This is a genomic window from Xanthomarina sp. F2636L (assembly GCF_026410195.1).
Classification (GTDB): domain Bacteria; phylum Bacteroidota; class Bacteroidia; order Flavobacteriales; family Flavobacteriaceae; genus Xanthomarina.
In genome coordinates, this window is sequence record NZ_JAPMLM010000055.1 from 39866 (window position 1) to 61817 (window position 21952).

Sequence of the window (21952 nt, forward strand, 5' to 3'; positions counted from 1 at the left end):
ATTAAATAATAATTACAATGAAAAATCAATTTATAGTTGCCTTAGCAATCACTGTAACTACCTTTTCTTTTGCACAAAAAAAAGAATTAAAATCTGTTGAAAAAGCAATAAAGAGTAATAATTTTGCTGAAGCTAAATCCATATTAGATCAGCTAGATCCATCTAGCATGGAAGATAAATACAAAGCTGATTATTATTATTTGAATGCTGAAGCGTTATACGCTAATGGATCTGCAAATAATGATGATGTTACCAAAGCATTAAAAAGTTTAGGTTTAGTTAAAGGAGATTTAGAAGCTGAAACTGCCGAATTAAAAAAGACGATGATTGAATCTTTTGTTAAAAAAGCTAACGATGCTTATGAAAGTAAGGATTTTAGTGTCTCATCTAAAAACTTTGAAAATGCTTATAGAGTTTCAACCAAAGATACGTTATACCTATACTATGCTGCTATTACTGCAACAGGAGTTCAAGAATTTGATAGAGCTTTAGTGTTATTCGAAGAATTAGACGATTTAGGTTATACAGGTGTTGAAAAAGAATACTTTGCTATAGATAAAGAAACAGACAAAGAAGAAATTTTTCAAAGTAAATCTATTAGAGATTTATCTGTTAAAGCTGGAACGCACTTAAAGCCTGGACAACGTAATACGGAATCCAAACAAGGGGAAATTGCTAAAAACATCGCGTTAATTTACACTAGTAAAGGTGAAAATGATAAAGCTTTAGCAGCCATGACCAAAGCAAGAGAAACAAACCCAGACGATTTAAACTTGTTAATTTCTCAAGCAAACTTATATTTCCAAACAGGAGATAAAGAGAAATTTAAGCAATTATTGACTGAAGCAACACAAAAAGATCCAAACAATCCTGAATTACAATTTAATTTAGGTGTGATGTCTCAGGAATCTGGCGATTTTGATTCTGCTAAGAAATATTATGATAAAGCCATAGAGTTAGATCCAACTTATACCAATGCTGAAATTAATATGGCAGCCATGATTTTAGATCAGGAAAAAGGTATAATTGAAGAAATGAATAGCCTTGGAAGTTCTACTGCAGATAACAAACGTTATGATGAATTAAAATTAAAACGTACTGAAATTTATAAAAGTGCTATTCCGTATTTAGAGTCTGTAATGAAAACAGATCCAACAAATGTAGATGCTGCAAAAACACTATTAAATATTTATAGTGCAACAGGAGATACAGCCAAGTATAAAGCTATGAAAGCTACAGTAGAATCTTTAGGAGGAAATTAAAATTATTTGGAGTATAGAATTTAAAAAAAGCTGCAAATTAATTTGCAGCTTTTTTTATATCACTTTTTTTATAACTCTTAATTTATGAGTGTGCATACGCCTTTCATGATTGTAGATTCCAGAATGGTCTAACCTATCTATTCTTACTTTTCCATGTGCATGAATAATGTAGTTGTCTTTCATAATAATTCCAACATGAACAATCTGTCCTTCGCTATTATCAAAAAAGGCTAAATCACCTGGTTCGCTTTCTTCAATAAAACTTAAAGGTTCACCTTGAGTTGCTTGTTGAGAAGCATCTCTCAATAATTTATACCCATTTAGTTTATAAACCATTTGTGTAAACCCAGAACAATCAATTCCAAAAGGTGTTTTTCCTCCCCAAAGGTATGGGGAATTTATGTACATAAAAGCTGTTTCTAGAATATTCGATTTAGGTTTTAAATCTCGAAAAACGTTACCATCATGTGTATGACCAAGAATTGAAAGACCATTTAAGGATGCTCCAAGTGGAATGGCGTAAAGTTGTTTCTCTTTATCTTCTACAAATTCTACTAAATCTTTTGAAAGAATTGGCGTTTCCAAATGAAGCGTTTGATATTGTTCTTCAGAAATCTCAACATATTGTTTGTTGTCTATCCAACCTTCGTAATTATCAAAACCAAGACGGATTTTGCTCCAAGACTTACGTTGCTCAAGTACTTTAAAATAATCGCCATACAATACTTGCGAAACTAATTCGCTAGTATCGGTAGGTTCTAATCTTAAAGGAACAATGCTTAAATTACAAATTCCGTATTGCATTAATAATAAATATCAGGATTAGTTTCTTTCAATAACAACTGCCGAAGCACCTCCACCACCATTACAAATGGCTGCTGCACCAATTTTAGCATTGTTTTGTTCTAAAACATTTAATAGAGTAATTAAAATTCTAACTCCAGAACATCCTAGTGGATGACCTAAAGAAACAGCACCACCATTAACGTTTACATTACTATCGTTTAGACCTAAAATTTTCATATTTGCTAAACCAACAATAGAAAAGGCTTCGTTGAATTCAAAATATTCTACATCGCTTAAAGAAATTCCAGCTTTATCTAAAGCTTTAGGCAAGGCTTTAGCAGGTGCCGTAGTAAACCATTCTGGCTCGTGAGCAGCATCAGCATATCCTGTTATGGTTGCCAATGGTTTTAAGCCTAATTCTAAAGCTTTTTCTTTACTCATTAAGACCATGGCTCCAGCACCATCGTTTATGGTTGAGGCATTAGCAGCTGTTACCGTTCCGTCTTTTGTAAAAGCAGGACGTAAAGCAGGTATTTTATCTATCTTAACATTGCTAAATTCTTCATCTTTTGAAACTATAATCGCATCACCACGACGTTGAGGTACTTCTACAGGAACTACTTCATTGTTAAACTTCCCAGCTTCCCAAGCGGCAGCCGATCTTGTATATGATTGTATAGCAAAAGCATCTTGATCTTCTCTAGAGAATTTATATTCTGTTGCACAAGCATCAGCACAAACTCCCATGGCATTATTATCGTAAGCATCAACTAAACCGTCTTTTTGCATACCATCTTCCATTTTAGCAGGTCCAAATTTTGTTCCTGTACGTGCATGATAATAATGTGGAATTAAACTCATGTTTTCCATGCCACCAGCTATAATAATATCAGCATCTCCTAAAGCAATGGCTTGAGCAGCTTGCATAACACTTTTCATACCAGAAGCACAAACTTTATTTACCGTAGTACAAGGAACTGTATTTGGAATGCCTGCATAAATAGCTGCTTGTCTAGCAGGAGCTTGACCAGTTCCAGCTTGAACCACATTTCCCATAATAACTTCTTGAACCAAATTTGGGTTTAGGTTTATTTTATCTAAAGCACCTTTAATTGCTACAGCACCTAATCTTGGTGCAGGAATAGTGGATAAAGCGCCTAAGAAACTTCCTATTGGCGTTCTTGCGGCAGATACAATTACAACTTCTTTGCTCATTTTCTGTGGGTTTAATTTTTAATGATGCGAAATTAATCAATTTTTAATAGAATTTAGAATGTTTCCCTTATTATAAGTCGTCTAATTCGCTGTTATTTTTATTACATTTGAATACTTGAACCTAATCAATGAAAGACTTTATTAATTTTCTATATAGAAACCATTCTTTGGCTTATAAGCTGATTCTTTTTATAAGTACCACATTTTTAATTGTTTATTTATTTCCTAAGAGTGGTAAGTTTAAATATAATTTTGAAAGAGGAAAGCCTTGGCAATCTGAAAACTTATACGCACCATTCGATTTTGCTATTAAGAAAACAGATGAAGAAATTAAAACGGAAAAAAAAGAAATTACAGATAAAGCCAATTTATATTTTAATGTAGAATCTGGAATTTTAGAACGAGTAATATCTGAATATAAATCTGAATTTAAGCTAGAACTACCAGATTCTTTGATAACTACCTATAAAAGCGAATTAAATAATCTTGGTTTAAATATTTTAGATAAGTTATATGCTAATGGTGTTTTAGATGAGGATTATAATTTTTCTGTCGATAAAAAAGCCATTCTTTTAGAAGGGAGAACTGAAAAGCAAACCGTTAGATATTCTGATTTGGTAAAACAAAATAATATTAAAAACATTGTAACTAAAGAATTGGCTAAAGAAGATCTAGTTCAGTTTCAGAAGCCCTTTATTGCTTTGTTTTTTGAAATTATTGAACCAAACCTTAGCTATGATAAAGAATTTACTGAAAGAGCTTTACAAAGCGATTTAGAAAAAATTTCATTCACCAGAGGAAGTGTCGAAAAAGAAACATTAATTATCTCCAAAGGAGAAGTCGTTGAAGGAGACAAGTATCAAAAGTTAAAATCTCTGGAATCTGAATATGAATCTCAAGTATGGACCAAATCCAATTATTATTGGATTGTTTTTGCTTATACATTATTGGTTTCTTTGGCTTTATTAATGTTGCTTTTATTTTTAAGAAAATACAGAAACGACATTTTTCAAAATAATACTAAAGTAACATTTATCTTTTTTAATGTATTTTTAATGGTTTTAATAACGACCTTGGTTATTAACTATAATTCGCAATACATTTATGTTGTTCCATTATGTATTTTGCCTTTGGTTTTAAAAGCATTTTTCGATGCTCGATTGGGTTTGTTCACACATGTTATTACAGTGCTTTTGCTGGGTTCTATTGTCTCAAACAGCTATGAGTATATGTTTCTTCAAATAATTGCTGGAATAGTAACCATTTTAACGGTATCAGAACTTTATAAACGAGCCAATCTGTTTATATCTGTCGGACAAATTACTCTAATCTATATTATTGCATACTTCGCATTTTTTGTTATTCATGAAGGTAGTGTCGAATCGTTAAAATGGGAAACCTTTGGTTTGTTCGTGTTATGTGGTTTAGCCACCTTATTTGTTCAGCCTTTAATCTATGCTTATGAAAAGCTTTTCGGATTAGTTTCAGATGTGTCACTTTTAGAGCTTTCAGATACCAATACAAAGCTTTTAAAGGAGCTTTCTAACAAAGCTCCAGGAACATTTCATCATTCTTTAAACGTGGCTAATTTAGCCGAAGCATCAGCAAACGAAATAGGTGCTAATGCCATGTTGGTTAGGGTAGGAGCTTTGTATCATGATATTGGAAAAATGATGAACCCAACTTACTTTACAGAAAATCAATCCACAGGAATTAATCCACATGACGAACTGTCTTCAAAAGAAAGTGCTAAAATTATAATAGATCATGTAATTAATGGAATTGAAATAGCAAAGAAAAACAATTTACCGGATCGTGTTATCGATTTTATTAGAACGCATCATGGAACTAGCTTGGTATATTATTTTTATAAAAAGGAAAAAGATATGGATGCTACTATTGATGAAAATTTATTTAAATATCCTGGACCAAAACCCTTTAGTAAAGAAACAGCTATTTTAATGATGTGCGATAGTGTAGAAGCAGCTTCCAAAAGTTTAAAAGAGCCAACCTCTATTAAAATAGATGCTTTTGTAGAAAAAATTATAAATAAGCAAATGGTGGACGAACAATTCTTAAATGCGAATATAACTTTTAAAGAAATTCAATCTATTAAAAAAGTGCTAAAGCGCAAGCTTGCAAACATTTATCATTTACGAATTGAATATCCAGAATAAATATTTAAAATATTAAAAAAAATAGTTGCGTTCTTAAGTAGTTTGAGTTACATTTGCATCCGCAATTTTATTGCAAAGTTCATTAAATATTGGGAGAGTTGCCAGAGTGGTTAATGGAGCAGTTTGCTAAACTGTCGACGGGTAACTGTCGCGTGGGTTCGAATCCCACACTCTCCGCAATTTTATAGATTAAAACAGATAACTGTTTCGGGGTGTAGCGTAGCCCGGTTATCGCGCCGCGTTTGGGACGCGGAGGTCGCAGGTTCGAATCCTGCCACCCCGACAAAATTAGAGTTACGGGCTCGTAGCTCAGCTGGATAGAGCACCTCCCTTCTAAGGAGGCGGTCACAGGTTCGAATCCTGTCGGGCTCACAAAAAGCTTCACTAGAAATAGTGAGGCTTTTTTGTTTTAATAAGTTTCTAATTTTTTAAAAAGAAACTATAACATAAATTACCCGATAGTAGGTGTTTTTTTAATCCTTCTAAAAAAATTATTTATGAAGTGATTATTTTAATTAGCGTGGGGAAATAGAAAGTGCTTGCAGATATGTTTTTTTTGCAGGCCTTTCTTTATTATAGAAGCAATTTAGCACGATTATAACTAATCTCTTTAAAATCGTTTATAACATGGTTTGCCTTGCTATAATCTTGATTTTTAGAATGAATACTTTTATAGCCAACACAAAATATGCCGGCAGCATGAGCTGCTTGAATGCCATTGGTAGAATCTTCAATTACCAAGCAATTATTTTTATGATACCCACTAACTGCAGCTGCTTTAATAAAAATTTCAGGATGTGGTTTAGAAGCTTTTAAATCGGCTCCACTTAACTTAGCGAGAAAATATGGATCTAAATCAAAGCGGGTAAAAACACTTTCTATAGTTCCCATAGAAGCAGATGATGCTAAAACTAGTGTTAAGCCATTTTCATGATACTCTTTAATTAGATCTAAAACACCATCTAGAAGTTGTAAATCAGGGTCGTTTTTAAATAAATCTTTGAATATATTTCTCTTTGCTTTTACTAAATCTTCAGGATTATTTTTAAGACTAAAATGAGTACATAGATTTCTACAAACATTTATGGTAGATTGTCCCGTAAACGATTGATAATGGGCTTCGCTTACATCAATTTTAAATTGATTAAACATGCCATAATAGGCTTTATGATGTAAAGGTTCTGTATCTACAATAACCCCATCCATGTCGAATAATACAGCTTTTAACATGTGTGATTTTTTTTCAAAGATACTGAAGCTTTCATTTTTTAGATAATTTAGAACAAATAACTAGTAATTTCTCATCCTTTAAATTTGTAGTAGCAAAAATATACGTGTTTCCTCCATCTTTTATACCAAGCTTTTTTCTAATATTTTCTACAGGTTCTGGGAAATTTCTTGTCGTTATGTTCGCTTTACTAATTTTAGTTTTTTTGAATTGCTTTTTATTATACGGTATAATTTGTTCAATTTTAAAAGACCTTCCGGGAAACTCAATCTCTTCGTTAGATGTATATAAATGGGAATGCTGATGTAGTTTTTTTAATTGAAATTGTTCTGATACACTATTAAATCCTCCAGATTTTAAAATGGCCAAATTTGGTTCAAAAAGATAGTATAGTGGTAGACTATATTCAGTTTCAGCAATAGATTCTTTATTAAAGTTAAAATTGAAATACTCTTTCTTAGCATTAGTAATATTTACTGTGTTAATAAGAATATCGTTTTCAATAGCATCTTTCTCTAAAATCCAAAGCAATTCTTTTACTTCATTATTTACTGCAACAACATGGATTGATTTTACGTGTTTTAATTCGTTTATTCCAATAGAAACATCGAGTAATGGCGATGTTTTTACCAGAATCCCTTTAGAATGCTCGAATAATAAATCTAGATGTTCTGGCACGTTTGGTAGACAATCGTTCAAAAAAAACACTTTTCCTTTGCTATCATGCCTTCTTGAAGGGTCTAAATAAATCCAATCGAAATTTGAATTCGTATTTTTTAAGAAAGAAATACCATCTACAGCAACTGTATTGATGTTTTTAACGTTTAATTGCTTAAAATTATGTGTTACAATCTGAGAGAGTTTGCTGTTTATTTCACAATGCGTAACAGTTTTAAAGCTTTTCGAAAAATAAAAGCAATCTACACCAAAGCCTCCAGTTAAATCGATTAAGGTGTTTCCTGAGATAAGACCGGCTTTATAATCTGCTGTTATTTCAGAAGAGGTTTGTTCAATATTTAATTTGTTTGGATAATAAATATTTGGCGTTTCAAACCAGGTTGGAAGTTTTTTAAAACAGCGTTTTTTTGCTTCAATTTGTTCAATCAGAACTTTAATATCTACTTGTAAATTTTGGTGTTTCTTTAGTACTAAAGTTGCTGTATCAGCATGTAAGTTGTTGTTTATAAATAACTGACTGTCAATATTTAAAATGCTTTCGTTCAAAGTTTTTTATAAATCTTTTGTTAGTCCTTGAACAAGTTTGTTTTCAGATAAGAATTCTTTTAAAATTACTTTTAAGGCTGTATAGGTTGGTATGGCAATAATCATTCCTACAATACCAAATAATAAACCAGCTATAATAATAACTAAAAATATTTCTAAAGGGTGAGATTTTACACTTTTCGAGAAAATTAGTGGCTGACTAATAAAATTGTCAATTAATTGTCCAATTATAATGACAACTAGCACATATAGAGTTTCGGGTAAAATAATTTCACTAAAACTTTGGCCTAAATTACTGGTCATAGTCAATAAAATCATAATGCAACCTCCAATTAATGGACCTAAATATGGGATTAGATTAATTAAAGCGCATAGAAATGCAATAACAACAGCATTTTCCACACCAACAAATAAAAGCCCAATGGTATAAATTAAAAACAATATAGAAATTTGAAATACCAAGCCAACAAAGTATCGTGATAATAAGTTTTTAATTTTGTATATGGAACTCTTTAAACGAGTTTCTTTATTATCTGGAATAAGTGTCATCAAGCCGTTTTCAAATAGCTTGCTGTCTTTTAAAAAGAAAAATGATATAAAAATTACCGAAAACAAGCCCATACTAAAGCTTCCTAGACCGCTAACTACAGAATTTAAAAATTCAGGAATAACAGAAAAATCTATTTTTGAAAGCAGACTGGAACTGGCTAGAGGATCTTCGTCTACAGCTAACTCTCCAAGGTTATAATGAGTGATAAACTCTGTGTAAAGCCCTTTAATATTACCTTGAAGTTTATCAATATTTAATAAAGATAAATTTTGTCCTTGTTCAACTATTAATGGTATAAATAAGCCAATTAGACCAACAATAACACCTATTAATAGGATCATGGTAATAACAACAGCCAATAAATTATTGAATTTTAAACGATCTCTTAAAAATCCTACAATAGGTCTTCCTGTTAATGAAATAACGACAGAAATACCGATATAAACTATAACCGATTGGATTTTATATAAAAAAAATAATAAGATGCTTATACCAATAATAGTGGCGATTGCTCTTAAAATTCCATTGGAAATATCTTTTGAATTCATTCAACAAATATACATGATGCTTTTAAATGTTCAAGCGTTTATTTTTTATAGCTTGTTTTGTTATTTCGTATAAAGTAATACTTGTGGCCTGAACAACATTCATACTACTATTTTGCCCAAACATATCAATATGAATTACGGCATCTGAAAGATTTAAAACGGCTTCAGAAACTCCAAAATTTTCATCTCCAATAATTAAAGCTAATTTTTGTTCTTTTGGAAAAATATAGGTGTCTAATGATAAGCTATTGTTTGTAATTTCTAATGAAATGACATGATAGTTTTCAGATTTTAATTGCTTAATTATGTCTAGGGTGTTGTCTTTTTCTTCATAAGGCACTACTTTTTCAGTAGCCCTGGAAGTTTTGGTCATTTTTCTTCCTGAAGGAATAGGTGAGCCACAAAATATAAGTTTTTCTATACCAAAAGCATCAGCCGTTCTAAACAAGCTTCCAATATTTGGAGCATTTGTAATATTATCGCAAACTAATATAATGGGGAATTTCTGCTTGCTAAACTGGGAGTTATAGTGGGTGAGTTGTTTCACAGGGTGTTAATTTTCAAAGGCGTACTTTATAATGTTAGCTCCCATTTTTAGAGCTTTTTCTCTTACATCTGCTGGGTCATTATGGACAGCCTCGTCTTCCCAGCCATCCCCTAGATCGCTTTCAAAGGTAAATAATAAAACCAATCTGTTTTCAAAGAAAATTCCAAAAGCTTGTGGTCTATCTCCATCGTGTTCATGTATTTTAGGTAAACCTTTTGGAAATGGATAAGCAATGCTAAAAATTGGATGGTTTGCAGGTAGCTCTGTCAGTTCTTTATCAGGAAAAACCTTTTTTAATTCTTCAGTAATATAAGGTTGCATACCATAATTATCATCAATATGTAAAAATCCTCCAGAAATTAAATAATTTCTAAGGTTTTCTACATCTTCTTCATCGAAAAAAACATTTCCATGACCTGTCATGTGTATAAAAGGATATTGAAAAATGTCCGAACTACCCGTTTCAACTGTTTCAGGTTTTGGATCGATTTTGGTTTGAATATTAGAATTGCAAAAAGCTATTAAATTTGGTAAAGCTGTAGGATTTCCGTACCAATCTCCACCACCTTTATATTTTAATACAGCTATTTCTTGTGAAAATACAATTAAAGAAAAAAGAGAAAAGAATAAAGAAAAAAAATGTGTTTTATTCATGTCTGTATAAGGTAATTGAAATTGTTAAGCTTATTTTTAAGATTCATTTACAAAAGCTACCGAATGGCAAGCAACTATGGCTGCTGTTTCAGTTCTAAGTCTTGTGTTTCCCAAAGTTACAGGAATAAAATGAGATTGGATAGCTTGCTCGATTTCTTTAACACTAAAATCGCCTTCAGGTCCAATTAGAATAGTAATGTCTTGGTTTGGTATAATTTCAGTCTTTAAAGATTTTTTATCTGTTTCTTCGCAATGGGCAATAAATTTTTGTCCCGAAATGGATTGCTCAATAAAATCCTGATATGGAATAGCATTATAAAGTTTGGGCATATAACACGAAAGAGATTGTTTCATAGCAGCTTGAAGAATTTTCTCAAACCGTTCTATTTTAATTACTTTTCTTTCGCTGTTATCACAAATAATAGGAGTGATGCTGTCGATGCCTATTTCAGTGGCTTTTTCAAGAAACCATTCGTATCTATCATTCATTTTTGTTGGTGCTACCACTAGATGAACTTGATAACTTCTCTTTGCTTGTAATGTTTTTTCAGTAATAGTTGCCATGCAATTTTTAATGTCAGCAACAATTATTTTAGCAGTAAAAAGCCAACCAAACCCATTGGTGATATGCAAGATGTCTCCTTCAGATTTTCGCAAAACTTTTACAATATGTCTGCTTTCTTCCTTTGGAAAAATTATTTGTGTTGCTTCTTCTGTAATATCTGGATTATAAAATAATTGCATTAATGTCTTGGCTCTACTATTTTTAAAACTTTAATCTCCTTAATTTCTTTTGGTTGATATGTATTAAGAATAATGTAATACAATCCTTTGTCATCATTTTCTAAGGTATACAGTTCTTTTTCAATATATTGGTTTTCAGTAACATCTACACTAAAAAACAGCGACATATCTTCTTTTGTTAGCCATCCAGTATCTCCACCACGTGTGGCATTGTCGGCATCTGAGTATTTTTTAGCTAAAAAGTCAAAAGGAGAACCTTTATCATAAGCCGAAATAATTTGGTTTATGGTTGCCTGTATACTTGAAGCTTTCTTATTTTTTACATCCAATAAAATATAACTCAACCTATAATGTGCTATCGAATTTTTTTCTATCACTTTATAGGTGGTTTTTTCAAAACTGTTTTGATTTGTTGTTTTTCCACCAATTGGTAGTTTAAGTAGATTTGTTGCTAAAACAGATTTATGTTTTTCTTCATTAAAAGTAATTAATTTATTGCCTTTATTTTTATTGGTTTTTAAAAATTCTTCAGCTGAAGTTGTATCCGAAATCAAATCTAAATCGGCAGTAGTTTCTTGAGCGCTTAATGTGAAAGTAATTAAGCTCAATAAAAGTATAAAATGTTTCATTGGGGGAGTTATTTATTGTTTAGTAAGACAAAAAAACAAAATTATTTGATAGAATTGGCATTATTCTATAAGGTTATTAACAGAGTTTTCAATAGTTAATCTTGAAGAAAATTAAATTTTTAGTCTAGCTGAAGCAGTTATGTTTTGTTCAGAAAAATTGTTTTCTAGATATTTTAAATACCCAACAATGGCTATCATGGCAGCATTGTCGGTAGTAAATTCAAATTTAGGCACATAGGTTGTCCAACCAAATTTATTTTCACCTGCTTTTAAAGCCTGTCTAATTCCTGAATTAGCCGATACTCCTCCACCAATAGCAATATGTTTTATGCCAGTTTGTTTGGAAGCCAATTTTAATTTATCAATTAAAATACCAATTATAGTATATTGAATAGACGCGCAAATATCGTTGATATTTTCTTTAATAAAATTTGGATTGGCTTTAGTTTCCTTTTGAATAAAATACAGAATAGCTGTTTTTAATCCAGAAAAACTAAAATTTAAACCATCTACTTTTGGTTTGGTAAACTTAAAGGCTTTTGGATTTCCTAATTGTGCACGTTTATCTATTTCTGGTCCGGCAGGATAACCTAATCCTAAAACTTTTCCACTTTTATCATAAGCTTCCCCAACGGCATCGTCAATAGTTTCTCCTATCACTTTCATATCAAAATGATTAGAAACTTCCACTATTTGTGTATGTCCACCCGAAATTGTCATGGCTAGAAATGGAAAAGGAGGTTTGTTAAAACCCTTTTCATCTATAAAGTGAGCTAAAATATGCGCTTGCATATGGTTGACATCTATTAAGGGAATGTTTAAACCCATGGCAAGAGATTTTGCAAAAGAAGTACCTACAAGCAAGGAGCCCATTAAACCTGGACCACGGGTAAAAGCAATGGCATGAAGTTGCTCTTTAGTAATATTTGCTTGCTTAATGGCTTGATTAACAACAGGAACAATGTTTTGTTGATGCGCTCTTGAGGCTAACTCTGGAACAACTCCGCCATACTCTTCATGGATTTTTTGACTAGCAATAATATTGCTTAAAATTTTCCCGTTATGTATTACTGAGGCTGCAGTATCGTCGCATGATGACTCAATTCCAAGAATATAAATATTTTGTGAAGACATTAGTGAATTTTAGGCACAATAATTGTTAATTTTGGTTTCAAAGTTATAACTTTAAAACGTATCAAAAAATTTTTAAAAATAGTATCTAAATTAGTGGCAATCATTTTGCTACTTTTCATCATTTTGGTGCTATTGCTGTCTATTCCATCTATTCAAACATATTTAGGAAAAAAAGTTACTACAAGAATAAACGACGATTTTGGTACCAACATTAACATAGGTAAAATAGGACTTCAATTTAACGGTGATGTTGAGATAAAAGAAATTCTAATTCGAGATTATAAAAAAGACACCTTATTTGCAGCTAGAGAGCTAAACACATCTATTTTAAATTTTAAAAATATAATTAATGTAAAACTGGTTTTTGGTGATATTGATTTAGATGGATTGATTTTTAACTTAAAAACCTATGAAGGAGAAACGGACACCAATCTAGATATTTTTGTAGCTAAATTTGATGAAGACAATCCGTCTCAAGAAAAAAGTGGATTTTTACTTTCTTCAAGCGATGTTACAATTTACGATGGTATTTTTAGATTGATAAACGAAAATAACGAAACTCCTAAAATCCTTGAATTTAGTAATATTCAAGCCAATACTACAAACTTGTTAATTAATGGAAGCGATGTAAGTACGCGAATTAATACCTTGGCTTTTAACGATAGTCGTGGTTTGGTAGTTAAAAATTTGGTCAGTAATTTTACTTATACACCAAGCAATATTTTACTGGAAAAATTGAGTATAACTACAGCTAATTCTTCTCTTGAAGGAGATGTCAAATTCTTTTACAACAGAGAAGAACTTCAAGATTTTACTAATAAAGTTCAAGTGGATGCCATATTTACTAAAAGTGATGTCGCTTTAAATGAATTAAACACCTTTTATAATGAATTTGGCGTAAATCAGCGAGCCAAATTGAGTGCTAAAATATCTGGAACTCTTAACGATTTGTTGATTAACAATCTAGAATTGTTTACAAGTACAAGAAGTGAGATTGTAGGAAATATTAATTTTAAGAACTTGTTTAATCGCGAAGACAATAATTTTTATATGAAAGGTAATTTCGACCAATTATCTTCTAACTATAGAGATTTAAAAGCTTTGTTGCCTAATGTTTTAGGAGCTTCTATTCCTACGGCTTTCGATAAATTAGGGAATTTTAATGTTATTGGTGTTACAGAAATAACCACTTCAGCTGTTAAAGCAGATGTGGTTATTAATACACAAATTGGTTTGATTGATGCAAATTTAGATATGCAAAAAATAAACGATATCGATAATGCATCTTACTTTGGGAATGTTGTTTTTAAAGAGTTTAATGTTGGAAAGTTTATTAACGACGAAACCTTTGGTGTAACATCGTTAAATCTAGATGTTGATGGTTCTGGGTTTACAAAAGAGAATGTAAACACAAAGTTAAATGGAGACATTTTTTCAATGGTATATAATAATTATACCTATGAAAATATTGATATATCAGGGAATTTAATGAATAAGATTTTTAATGGAAAACTTATTTCTAACGATAAAAACTTACAATTAGAATTTAATGGATTGGCTAATTTCTCTGAAGACATCAATACCTTCGATTTTGTGGCAAATGTGTCTTATGCCAATTTAAATGCATTAAATTTTGTAACAAAAGATGACATCTCTATTTTTAAAGGGATTGTAGATATGAAAATGGAAGGAACCACAATCAATGATGCCGTTGGTAGAATTCAATTCAATAAAACATCCTATAAAAATCAAAATGACGATTATTTCTTTGATGATTTTGAAATTACTTCACAATTTAATGAGCAGGTAAGATATATTAGTGTTAATTCTCCAGATATAATTGAAGGTGAGCTAAGTGGAGACTTTGTTTTTGAAGACATTGGAAAACTATTCGAAAATGCCATTGGTAGTATCTATACTAATTTCAAACCTCATAAAGTAAAGCAAAATCAATACATCGATTTTAATTTTAAAATATATAATAAGATTGTTGAAGTTTTTGTGCCAGATTTAAAGCTTGGAAAAAATACGCATGTTCGGGGAAGAGTTGAAAGCGATGAGAAAGAATTTAAACTAACTTTTAAATCGCCTGAAATTAAATTATTTGATTATTTTGCTAATCAAATAGAACTTCAGTTAGATAATAAAAACCCTGTATTTAATGCTTATGTGGAAATAGATAGTATTAATACCAAATATTATGATGTCTCTAAATTTAATTTAATTAATATCACACTAAACGACACCTTGTTTGTGCGTTCAGAATTTAAAGGCGGTCCTAAAAATACAGACCTTTATAATTTAAACTTTTACCACACTATTAATGAAGAAAACAACTCTGTTGTAGGTTTTAAAAAGTCAGATGTTACCTTTAAAGGTAATACTTGGGTTATTAATGAGCAAAGAAATCATTTTAATAAAGTTGTGTTCGATAACAAATTTTCAAACGTAAATATCGAGCAAATGGTTATGAGTCATAACCAGGAAGAGATTTCTCTTTCAGGAGTTCTAAAGGACTCCACCTATAAAAACTTACACCTAAACTTTAAAGATGTCGATTTAGTTAAAATTACACCTTCAATAGAAGGTTTAGAGTTATTAGGAAATGTTAATGGTAAACTTGATGTACTTCAGCAAAAAGGAAATTATTTACCTTCTTCAAAAATCACCATAGATAATTTTGTAGTTAACGATTTGGCTTTAGGCTCTTTCGATGCAGCCATTACCGGTAACGAAGATCTATCGAACTATAATGTGAACATAAAAATTAAAGACGATGTATCGCAGTCCTTTGCAGCAGTTGGAGATATTAGCTTAAAAGATGAAGTCTCAACCATAGACGTTAATTTGTTATTTAATGAATTCAAATTGAGCTTTATCAATTCATTTTTAGAAGATATTCTTAGCGATATTCGAGGAGATGTCTCAGGAGTTGCTAAGGTGTCTGGAAACTTAAATGAACCAAATATAAGTGGCGATTTAGAGTTGAATAATGGCGGATTACGTATTCCTTATTTGAATGTAGACTATAATTTTGCAGATAATTCTAATGTAAGTTTAACCAACCAAAGTTTCAATTTTAATGCTTTAAAACTTACTGATACTAAATTTGATACCAAAGGCTTGTTAAATGGATCTTTAAGTCATACTAATTTTTCTAAATGGAAACTGAATCTAGACGTCACAACAGATAATTTAGTGGTTTTAGATACACATGCTGAAGATGATGAAGAAGCTTTGTATTACGGAACAGCATTTATTGGAGGTTCGGCAAAAATTAATGGTCCAGCAGATCAGTTGGTTATTAGCGTAATAGCAACAACAAATCCAGGAACAACATTTGTTATTCCGTTAAGCGATATGGAATCTTTTGGAGATAATTCATATATCCATTTCTTAACTCCTGAAGAAAAAGAAGCCAAACTTAAAGGTGAAGATTATGTTGTTAATGAAGTTAAAGGTTTAGAGTTAGATTTCGACTTAGATATAACTCAAGATGCAGAAATAGAAATAGTTATTGATAAAGATTCAGGAAGTACTATTAGAGGTAAAGGAGAAGGAGGGTTGTTAATTGAAATTAATACGAATGGGAAGTTTAGAATGTTTGGAGATTTTATAGTTTTTGAAGGAATCTACAACTTTAAATATGAAGGAATTATAGAAAAAAGATTTAAAGTTCAGGAAGGTAGTATAGGTTGGGATGGAGATCCAATGGGTGCTATAATAGATATTACAGCCATTTATGAAACCCAAGCCAATCCATCACCTTTATTAGATAATCCAATCAATAGAAGTATTCCTGTTAATGTAGAAATACAACTAACAGGACAGTTAGAAAAGCCTGATCCTGAATTCGATTTTACCTTTCCTAACTTAAGTTCCACTGTAAAATCTGAAATTCAATACAGGTTAAGTTCTAAGGAAGATAGGGATAATCAGGCCTTGTATTTATTGGCAACTGGCGCTTTTTCAAATAGATTAAACGATGTCAATATTACTGGTACCTTAACGGAACGTTTAAATGGTATTATTAATGGTTTGATAACCAGTGGAAATAATAAAGTTAATATTGGATTAAATTACGAAGCTGGCGAAAACACACCAGAGTACCAAACGGATGATAGGTTGGGTGTTACCTTGCAAACTAATATCTCCGAACGAGTAATTATAAATGGTAAAGTTGGAGTTCCTGTTGGAGGTGTAAGTGAAACGGTAGTGGCAGGAGACGTACAAATAGACTTTTTGTTAAATGAAGAAGGAACACTAACAGCTAAAGTGTTCAATAGAGAAAATAGTATCAGAAACTTTGGAGAAGAGATAGGTTACACACAAGGGATTGGAATTGCTTATAGTGTCGATTTTGATACGTTTAAAGAATTATTGGATAAAATTTTTAAAGGCAAGGTAAAAACCATAGATACATCTAAAAAAGAAGCAACTAAAGATAAAGAAGATATGTTGCCTTCTTACGTAGGATTTAAGAAAGAAACATCCGATTAAGTGACATAAATCATTGTATTTTTTAATAAAACAAATTCCATATTAAATCTTCTTAAATTTATCGTAAAACCCTGTTTTTATTGGGTATTCTTTAGTAAATTTACTATAGTTAATAAAGATTAAATGAGTAAAAAAATAACCAAAATAGGTGTTATGACATCTGGAGGAGATGCTCCTGGAATGAATGCCGCCATACGTTCTGTTGTTAGAACTTGTGCTTATCATAATATTGAATGTGTTGGTATCTACAGAGGTTTTGAAGGCATGATGGAAGGAGATTTTAAGGCATTTACAGCTAGAAATGTCAACCACATTATTAATACGGGAGGAACTATTTTAAAATCGGCTCGTTCGAATGAGTTTAAAACGAAAGAAGGACGAATAAAAGCGCATACTAATTTAGCTAATGAAGCTATTGATGCTTTGGTTTTAATTGGTGGAGATGGAACATTTACTGGTGGTTTAGTTTTTAATGAAGAATTTAATTTTCCAATCATAGGTATTCCAGGAACTATTGATAATGATATTTATGGTACCAATTTTACTATTGGTTACGATACAGCTATTAATACCGTTGTGGAGGCGATAGACAAAATTAGAGATACGGCAAGTTCTCATAAACGATTGTTTTTTGTTGAAGTGATGGGCCGAGATGTGGGGCACATAGCTTTAAACGCTGGTGTTGGAGCCGGTGCAGAAGAAATATTAATTCCTGAAGAGGATTTAGGTTTAGACAGATTGGTAGAATCTTTAAAAAGAAGCAAAGCTTCTGGAAAATCCTCTAGTATTGTTGTGGTTGCTGAAGGTGATAAAATAGGAAAGAATGTGTTTGAATTAAAAGATTATATAGATATAAATATGCCGGAATATGATGTTCGCGTATCTGTTTTAGGTCATATGCAACGTGGTGGTTCTCCAACTTGTTTTGATCGTGTGCTTGCAAGTAGGATGGGAGTTAAAGCAGTAGAATCATTATTGGAAGGAAAAACAAATTATATGGTTGGAATTCTAAACAATAAAATGGAATTAACAGCCTTAGATAAAGCCGTAAAGGGAAAATCAAAAATCAATTGGGAGTTGTTACGAGTGTCTGATATTATGACGACATAATTGTCTTCAGTTTTTAATAAAAAGAATTATAAATTATAAAAAATTAAAAAATAAAATGTCAAATTATAAATTAGGAATTAACGGCTTCGGAAGAATTGGAAGATTAGTCTTTAGAGAAGCGATAAAACAAAATATAGAAGTTGTAGGTGTAAACGATTTATTAGAAGTAGATCATTTAGCCTATTTGTTAAAATACGATTCTGTTCATGGAAGGTTCAACGGCAGCGTTGAAGTTATTAAAGGAAATCTTGTTGTCAATGGAAAAACCATTAGAGTAACTGCCGAAAAAGATCCTAGAAACTTAAAATGGAACGAGGTTCAGGCAGAGGTAGTTGCAGATTGTACAGGTATTTTTAAAACGATGGAAACAGCTAATTATCATATTGAAGCTGGTGCCAAAAAAGTGATAATTTCAGCTCCAAGTAAAGATATTCCAATGTTTGTAATGGGAGTAAACCATGAAGATATAAAAGCCTCAGACAAGATTATTTCTAATGCTTCTTGTACTACAAACTGTTTAGCTCCAATGGCTAAGATTGTGGATGATAATTTTGGATTAGAAGAAGGTTTAATGACGACTATTCATGCGGTAACTGCCTCACAATTAACGGTAGATGGACCTTCAGCAAAAGATTACAGAGCAGGGAGAAGTGCTTTAATAAATATAATTCCTGCGTCAACAGGAGCTGCAAAAGCTGTTGGGAAAGTTATTCCGAAATTAAATGGTAAATTAACAGGTATGGCGTTTAGAGTCCCAACAGCAAATGTATCTGTTGTAGACTTAACTGTCAGAACTAAAAAGGAAACATCTTTAGAAGAAATTAAAAAAGCCTTTAAAGATGCTTCAGAAAACGAGATGCTTGGAATATTAGGCTATACTGAAGATAAAGTTGTATCTCAAGATTTTGTAAGTGAAACTAGAATTTGTGTTTTTGATGCAGATGCCGCTATAGAATTAAATTCAAGATTTTTTAAGCTGGTAGGTTGGTACGATAACGAATATGCATACTCCGTTAAATTATTGGAATTGGCAGATTTGATGCATTCTTAATATTAACTCGATTTTTAATTCCACATACTATCTCAAAATAATAGATTAGTATGTGGAATTTTTATATTTTTATCTCATGATTTTAATAGCCGATAGTGGTTCTACAAAATGCGACTGGATTTCTGTCGATTCTCAAGGCGATCAGCTTTTAGATAAATTAGATACTAAAGGACTTAACCCTGCACTTTTAACAGAAAAAGAACTTTCTGAAATTATACAAGCCAACCCAGATTTAATAAGGGTTAAAGATCAAGTTTCACATGTATTTTTCTACGGAGCTGGTTGTGGTACAGAAAAACCTAGGCTTTTACTGAAAGAGGTTTTACAAAACATCTTTCAAAAAGCATTTATTGAAGTTAAAGAAGACACTTTAGCTGCAGTAAGAGCAGGTTTAAATCATAAAAATGAAGCTGCTGTAGTGTGTATTCTTGGAACCGGTTCCAATTGTAGTTATTTTGATGGAGAACAAATACATCAACGCGTAGCTTCTTTAGGTTATAGTGTTATGGACGATGCTGGCGGAAATTATTACGGCAGACAATTAATTAGAGGATATTACTTCAATCAGATGCCAGAAAAATTGAAAATTTTATTTGCCGAAAAATTCAATTTAGAAGCAGACGCTATTAAAAATAAACTTTACAAACAAGCTAATCCCAACGCTTATCTGGCCACTTTTGCTGAATTCATATTTACACACAAAGACTCCGACTATATAAAAAACCTCATTATTCAAGGTCTTCGCTTGTTTTCTAAAAATATGATTTTGCAATATTCTGAAGAAATAAAAACAGTTCCCGTTCATTTTGTAGGTTCCATTGCTCATTTTTCAAAAGAAGAAATTTTAGAAGTTGCAGAAGAGTTTCATTTTAAAGTTGGAAATATTATTAGACGTCCAATTGAAGGGCTTGTTAAATATCATATAAATCATTTAGATTCATGGAAATAGCAATTATTGCACACGATGGTAAAAAGGCCGAGATGGTTCAGTTTTTAAATGAACATAAAGAAACATTTCTTCAAAAAAACATCTCTTTAGTTTCCACAGGAACTACCGGAAAAAAAGTTAAGAAAGCCGGTTTTCAAGTATTAAGGTTACTTTCGGGACCTTTGGGTGGCGATGCGCAAATAGCAGCTCGAGTAGCTGAAGGAAAATGTAATATGGTTTTATTTTTTAGAGATCCTTTAGAAAAGCACCCTCATGAGCCAGATGTTCTTATGCTTATGCGTTTATGCGATGTACACGATGTTCCATTGGCAACAAACCCTGCTACAGCAGAGTTGTTAATGAAAGGGTTGTAACTTTAAAATCAATTTTTTTTTTACATTTCCTTGTGTTTTATTGCAAATTATATCTAAAAAACAACACTTACTTAGAGGTAAATAAGTAGTTTTATTTTGTTTTAAAAACTCTGTAAAACAGGTTTTTTTATACGCTTAAATCAATTTTTTTATGGATTTTTATTTCTATTTTTTTTAATAGATGCCTCCTGAGAGTTATTTTTAAAAAGCTATTTATTTTACAACTTTTCATTACTTATGTTACCTATTTAATTAACTACTTTTTTTAGAAGAATTTATAAATTGCTTTGGTGTTAAACCAATGTGTTTTTTAAAGGCTGTGTAAAAAGCAGATTTAGAATTAAATCCAGATTTTAGGGCAATTGTTTCAATAGTTAGTTTCTTATAAGCCTCACTAATCAGTAATTGTTTCGCCACCTCAATGCGCATAGAATTTAAATAATCGTTAAAGTTTATACCCTTTTTTTCGTTAATTACTTGAGAAAGTCGCCGATTAGAAACATTTAAATCTTTAGCAACAGCTGTGAGTGAAATTTTAGGGTTTAGGTAAGGTTTTTGGTCACTTTTAATATAGTTCTGTAGTGCTTCTAATATTTGTTCTTTAGTATCATCTGAAAGCTTTGAATGACTGTATTTTTTCTGATTGTTTTTTTTGGTATAAATCCCATACAATAATTTTGGAAAAAACAAAAGGGCAATACCAATGGTCTGGAGCATAATAGAAAGCATATTAATAGAATACTTATATGGATCCTGAAAGGTTTCCAAGCCTGTGAGTTGGTCTAATGCAATGCCAAAATAACAAAGAAATTGAGATCCAAAAAACACAATAAACCAAGACGATAAATTTTTGTTGTGCTTTATGTCGGTACTATTCTTTAATAAATATTTATAAAACAAGTATAGCTGAGCTAAAAAATAGCACCATACACTAATCGTTTTTAGCAAGTATTGTATATGTGTCACCATGGTTAACTTTGTAGCCATTAGCTCATTGTAATAAATTAATTTATCTGCTGCATTCGTAAGATAAAAAGGCATGAAATTAATGGTGTTAGCAATAAAAGGCAATAGGTTCAATAAATATAACCACCTAAACTTGAATTCCTTTTTTAGACTTGTAAGGGTATAGAAGTAGGCTGCCGGGCCTAGCAGGTAGTGAATCGGGCTATCAATCCGAAATAGATGAGGAAACATACTGGTTTTTCCTGAGTAATTCAATACACCAAAAAATACAATCAGGGTTAACACTGATAATAAAAATACAAGGCTGTACTTTATAATACTTTTA

General features: G+C 31.4%; 18 protein-coding genes and 3 tRNA genes. 10 read left to right on the forward strand and 11 right to left on the reverse strand.

Going from position 1 to position 21952, the window contains the following annotated elements:
- Window positions 1–17: 17 nt before the first annotated feature.
- Window positions 18–1262 carry a tetratricopeptide repeat protein gene (locus OS191_RS01200; protein WP_267153883.1) on the forward strand — a complete coding sequence of 415 codons (1245 nt, stop codon included), beginning with the start codon at window positions 18–20 and terminating at the stop codon, window positions 1260–1262.
- Window positions 1263–1316: 54 nt separating this feature from the next.
- Here OS191_RS01200 and OS191_RS01205 read toward each other — a convergent pair whose 3' ends face one another.
- Window positions 1317–2066, reverse strand: coding sequence for a C40 family peptidase (locus OS191_RS01205; RefSeq protein WP_267153884.1), 750 nt, complete (start codon window positions 2064–2066; stop codon window positions 1317–1319).
- A gap of 18 nt (window positions 2067–2084) precedes the next feature.
- The gene (locus tag OS191_RS01210) at window positions 2085–3263 is read right to left on the reverse strand and encodes an acetyl-CoA C-acyltransferase (protein WP_267153885.1); all 1179 of its coding nucleotides are present in this window, start codon (window positions 3261–3263) and stop codon (window positions 2085–2087) included.
- Between the two features lie 128 nt (window positions 3264–3391).
- Here OS191_RS01210 and OS191_RS01215 point away from each other — a divergent pair, with 128 nt between their 5' ends.
- From OS191_RS01215 to OS191_RS01230, 4 genes are all read left to right on the forward strand, one after another.
- Window positions 3392–5440: an HD family phosphohydrolase gene (locus OS191_RS01215; protein WP_267153886.1), complete on the forward strand. Its 2049-nt coding sequence runs from the start codon at window positions 3392–3394 to the stop codon at window positions 5438–5440.
- Window positions 5441–5532: 92 nt separating this feature from the next.
- Window positions 5533–5617: transfer RNA gene (locus tag OS191_RS01220), tRNA-Ser, on the forward strand.
- Window positions 5618–5648: 31 nt separating this feature from the next.
- Window positions 5649–5723: transfer RNA gene (locus OS191_RS01225), tRNA-Pro, on the forward strand.
- A 15-nt stretch (window positions 5724–5738) separates the two neighbouring features.
- A tRNA-Arg gene (locus OS191_RS01230) sits at window positions 5739–5812 on the forward strand.
- A 201-nt stretch (window positions 5813–6013) separates the two neighbouring features.
- On the opposite strand, the gene OS191_RS01235 is transcribed toward OS191_RS01230, so the two are convergent.
- The 8 genes from OS191_RS01235 to tsaD form a co-directional block, all read right to left on the reverse strand.
- Window positions 6014–6670 carry an HAD family hydrolase gene (locus tag OS191_RS01235; protein ID WP_267153887.1) on the reverse strand — a complete coding sequence of 219 codons (657 nt, stop codon included), beginning with the start codon at window positions 6668–6670 and terminating at the stop codon, window positions 6014–6016.
- A 31-nt stretch (window positions 6671–6701) separates the two neighbouring features.
- Window positions 6702–7892, reverse strand: coding sequence for a THUMP-like domain-containing protein (locus OS191_RS01240; protein ID WP_267153888.1), 1191 nt, complete (start codon window positions 7890–7892; stop codon window positions 6702–6704).
- A gap of 6 nt (window positions 7893–7898) precedes the next feature.
- The gene (locus OS191_RS01245; RefSeq protein ID WP_267153889.1) at window positions 7899–8990 is read right to left on the reverse strand and encodes an AI-2E family transporter; all 1092 of its coding nucleotides are present in this window, start codon (window positions 8988–8990) and stop codon (window positions 7899–7901) included.
- 22 nt (window positions 8991–9012) lie between these two features.
- Complete coding sequence (locus OS191_RS01250) at window positions 9013–9537, reverse strand: TrmH family RNA methyltransferase (RefSeq protein ID WP_267153890.1); 525 nt, start codon at window positions 9535–9537, stop codon at window positions 9013–9015.
- A gap of 6 nt (window positions 9538–9543) precedes the next feature.
- On the reverse strand, window positions 9544–10191 hold the full coding sequence (locus OS191_RS01255) for a DUF4159 domain-containing protein (RefSeq protein ID WP_267153891.1): 648 nt from the start codon (window positions 10189–10191) through the stop codon (window positions 9544–9546).
- A gap of 36 nt (window positions 10192–10227) precedes the next feature.
- A complete protein-coding gene (locus OS191_RS01260; protein WP_267153892.1) occupies window positions 10228–10935 on the reverse strand; it encodes a 16S rRNA (uracil(1498)-N(3))-methyltransferase in 708 nt (235 codons plus the stop codon).
- The gene (locus OS191_RS01265; RefSeq protein ID WP_267153893.1) at window positions 10935–11564 is read right to left on the reverse strand and encodes a peptidylprolyl isomerase; all 630 of its coding nucleotides are present in this window, start codon (window positions 11562–11564) and stop codon (window positions 10935–10937) included. Before OS191_RS01265 ends, OS191_RS01260 begins: the two co-directional genes overlap by 1 nt.
- A 111-nt stretch (window positions 11565–11675) precedes the next feature.
- Window positions 11676–12698, reverse strand: a complete 1023-nt coding sequence (gene tsaD / locus OS191_RS01270; RefSeq protein ID WP_267153894.1) for a tRNA (adenosine(37)-N6)-threonylcarbamoyltransferase complex transferase subunit TsaD — start codon at window positions 12696–12698, stop codon at window positions 11676–11678.
- A 93-nt stretch (window positions 12699–12791) separates the two neighbouring features.
- On the opposite strand from tsaD, the gene OS191_RS01275 reads away from it, so the two are divergent.
- From OS191_RS01275 to OS191_RS01295, 5 genes are all read left to right on the forward strand, one after another.
- Entirely contained in the window at window positions 12792–17198 is a 4407-nt protein-coding gene (locus tag OS191_RS01275) for a translocation/assembly module TamB domain-containing protein (RefSeq protein WP_267153895.1), read from the forward strand.
- Window positions 17199–17321: 123 nt separating this feature from the next.
- Window positions 17322–18308: a 6-phosphofructokinase gene (gene pfkA / locus OS191_RS01280; protein ID WP_267153896.1), complete on the forward strand. Its 987-nt coding sequence runs from the start codon at window positions 17322–17324 to the stop codon at window positions 18306–18308.
- A 55-nt stretch (window positions 18309–18363) separates the two neighbouring features.
- Window positions 18364–19359, forward strand: coding sequence for a type I glyceraldehyde-3-phosphate dehydrogenase (gene gap / locus OS191_RS01285; RefSeq protein ID WP_267153897.1), 996 nt, complete (start codon window positions 18364–18366; stop codon window positions 19357–19359).
- 76 nt (window positions 19360–19435) lie between these two features.
- Entirely contained in the window at window positions 19436–20308 is an 873-nt protein-coding gene (locus tag OS191_RS01290) for an N-acetylglucosamine kinase (RefSeq protein ID WP_267153898.1), read from the forward strand.
- Entirely contained in the window at window positions 20299–20661 is a 363-nt protein-coding gene (locus OS191_RS01295; RefSeq protein WP_267153899.1) for a methylglyoxal synthase, read from the forward strand. Before OS191_RS01290 ends, OS191_RS01295 begins: the two co-directional genes overlap by 10 nt.
- Before the next feature lie 252 nt (window positions 20662–20913).
- Here the strand turns inward: OS191_RS01295 and OS191_RS01300 are convergent, their stop codons facing one another.
- Window positions 20914–21702 carry a helix-turn-helix domain-containing protein gene (locus OS191_RS01300; RefSeq protein ID WP_267153900.1) on the reverse strand — a complete coding sequence of 263 codons (789 nt, stop codon included), beginning with the start codon at window positions 21700–21702 and terminating at the stop codon, window positions 20914–20916.
- Window positions 21703–21952 lie beyond the last annotated feature (250 nt).

Excerpts from the sequence above, each read along its gene's own strand:
- OS191_RS01200 (WP_267153883.1), top strand. The coding sequence starts at position 18 with ATGAAAAATCAATTTATAGTTGCCTTAGCAATCACTGTAACTACCTTT.
- OS191_RS01205 (WP_267153884.1), bottom strand. The coding sequence starts at position 2,066 with ATGCAATACGGAATTTGTAATTTAAGCATTGTTCCTTTAAGATTAGAA.
- OS191_RS01210 (WP_267153885.1), bottom strand. The coding sequence starts at position 3,263 with ATGAGCAAAGAAGTTGTAATTGTATCTGCCGCAAGAACGCCAATAGGA.
- OS191_RS01215 (WP_267153886.1), top strand. The coding sequence starts at position 3,392 with ATGAAAGACTTTATTAATTTTCTATATAGAAACCATTCTTTGGCTTAT.
- OS191_RS01235 (WP_267153887.1), bottom strand. The coding sequence starts at position 6,670 with ATGTTAAAAGCTGTATTATTCGACATGGATGGGGTTATTGTAGATACA.
- OS191_RS01245 (WP_267153889.1), bottom strand. The coding sequence starts at position 8,990 with ATGAATTCAAAAGATATTTCCAATGGAATTTTAAGAGCAATCGCCACT.
- OS191_RS01255 (WP_267153891.1), bottom strand. The coding sequence starts at position 10,191 with ATGAATAAAACACATTTTTTTTCTTTATTCTTTTCTCTTTTTTCTTTA.
- OS191_RS01260 (WP_267153892.1), bottom strand. The coding sequence starts at position 10,935 with ATGCAATTATTTTATAATCCAGATATTACAGAAGAAGCAACACAAATA.
- OS191_RS01265 (WP_267153893.1), bottom strand. The coding sequence starts at position 11,564 with ATGAAACATTTTATACTTTTATTGAGCTTAATTACTTTCACATTAAGC.
- tsaD (WP_267153894.1), bottom strand. The coding sequence starts at position 12,698 with ATGTCTTCACAAAATATTTATATTCTTGGAATTGAGTCATCATGCGAC.
- pfkA (WP_267153896.1), top strand. The coding sequence starts at position 17,322 with ATGAGTAAAAAAATAACCAAAATAGGTGTTATGACATCTGGAGGAGAT.
- gap (WP_267153897.1), top strand. The coding sequence starts at position 18,364 with ATGTCAAATTATAAATTAGGAATTAACGGCTTCGGAAGAATTGGAAGA.
- OS191_RS01290 (WP_267153898.1), top strand. The coding sequence starts at position 19,436 with ATGATTTTAATAGCCGATAGTGGTTCTACAAAATGCGACTGGATTTCT.
- OS191_RS01295 (WP_267153899.1), top strand. The coding sequence starts at position 20,299 with ATGGAAATAGCAATTATTGCACACGATGGTAAAAAGGCCGAGATGGTT.
- OS191_RS01300 (WP_267153900.1), bottom strand. The coding sequence starts at position 21,702 with ATGCCTTTTTATCTTACGAATGCAGCAGATAAATTAATTTATTACAAT.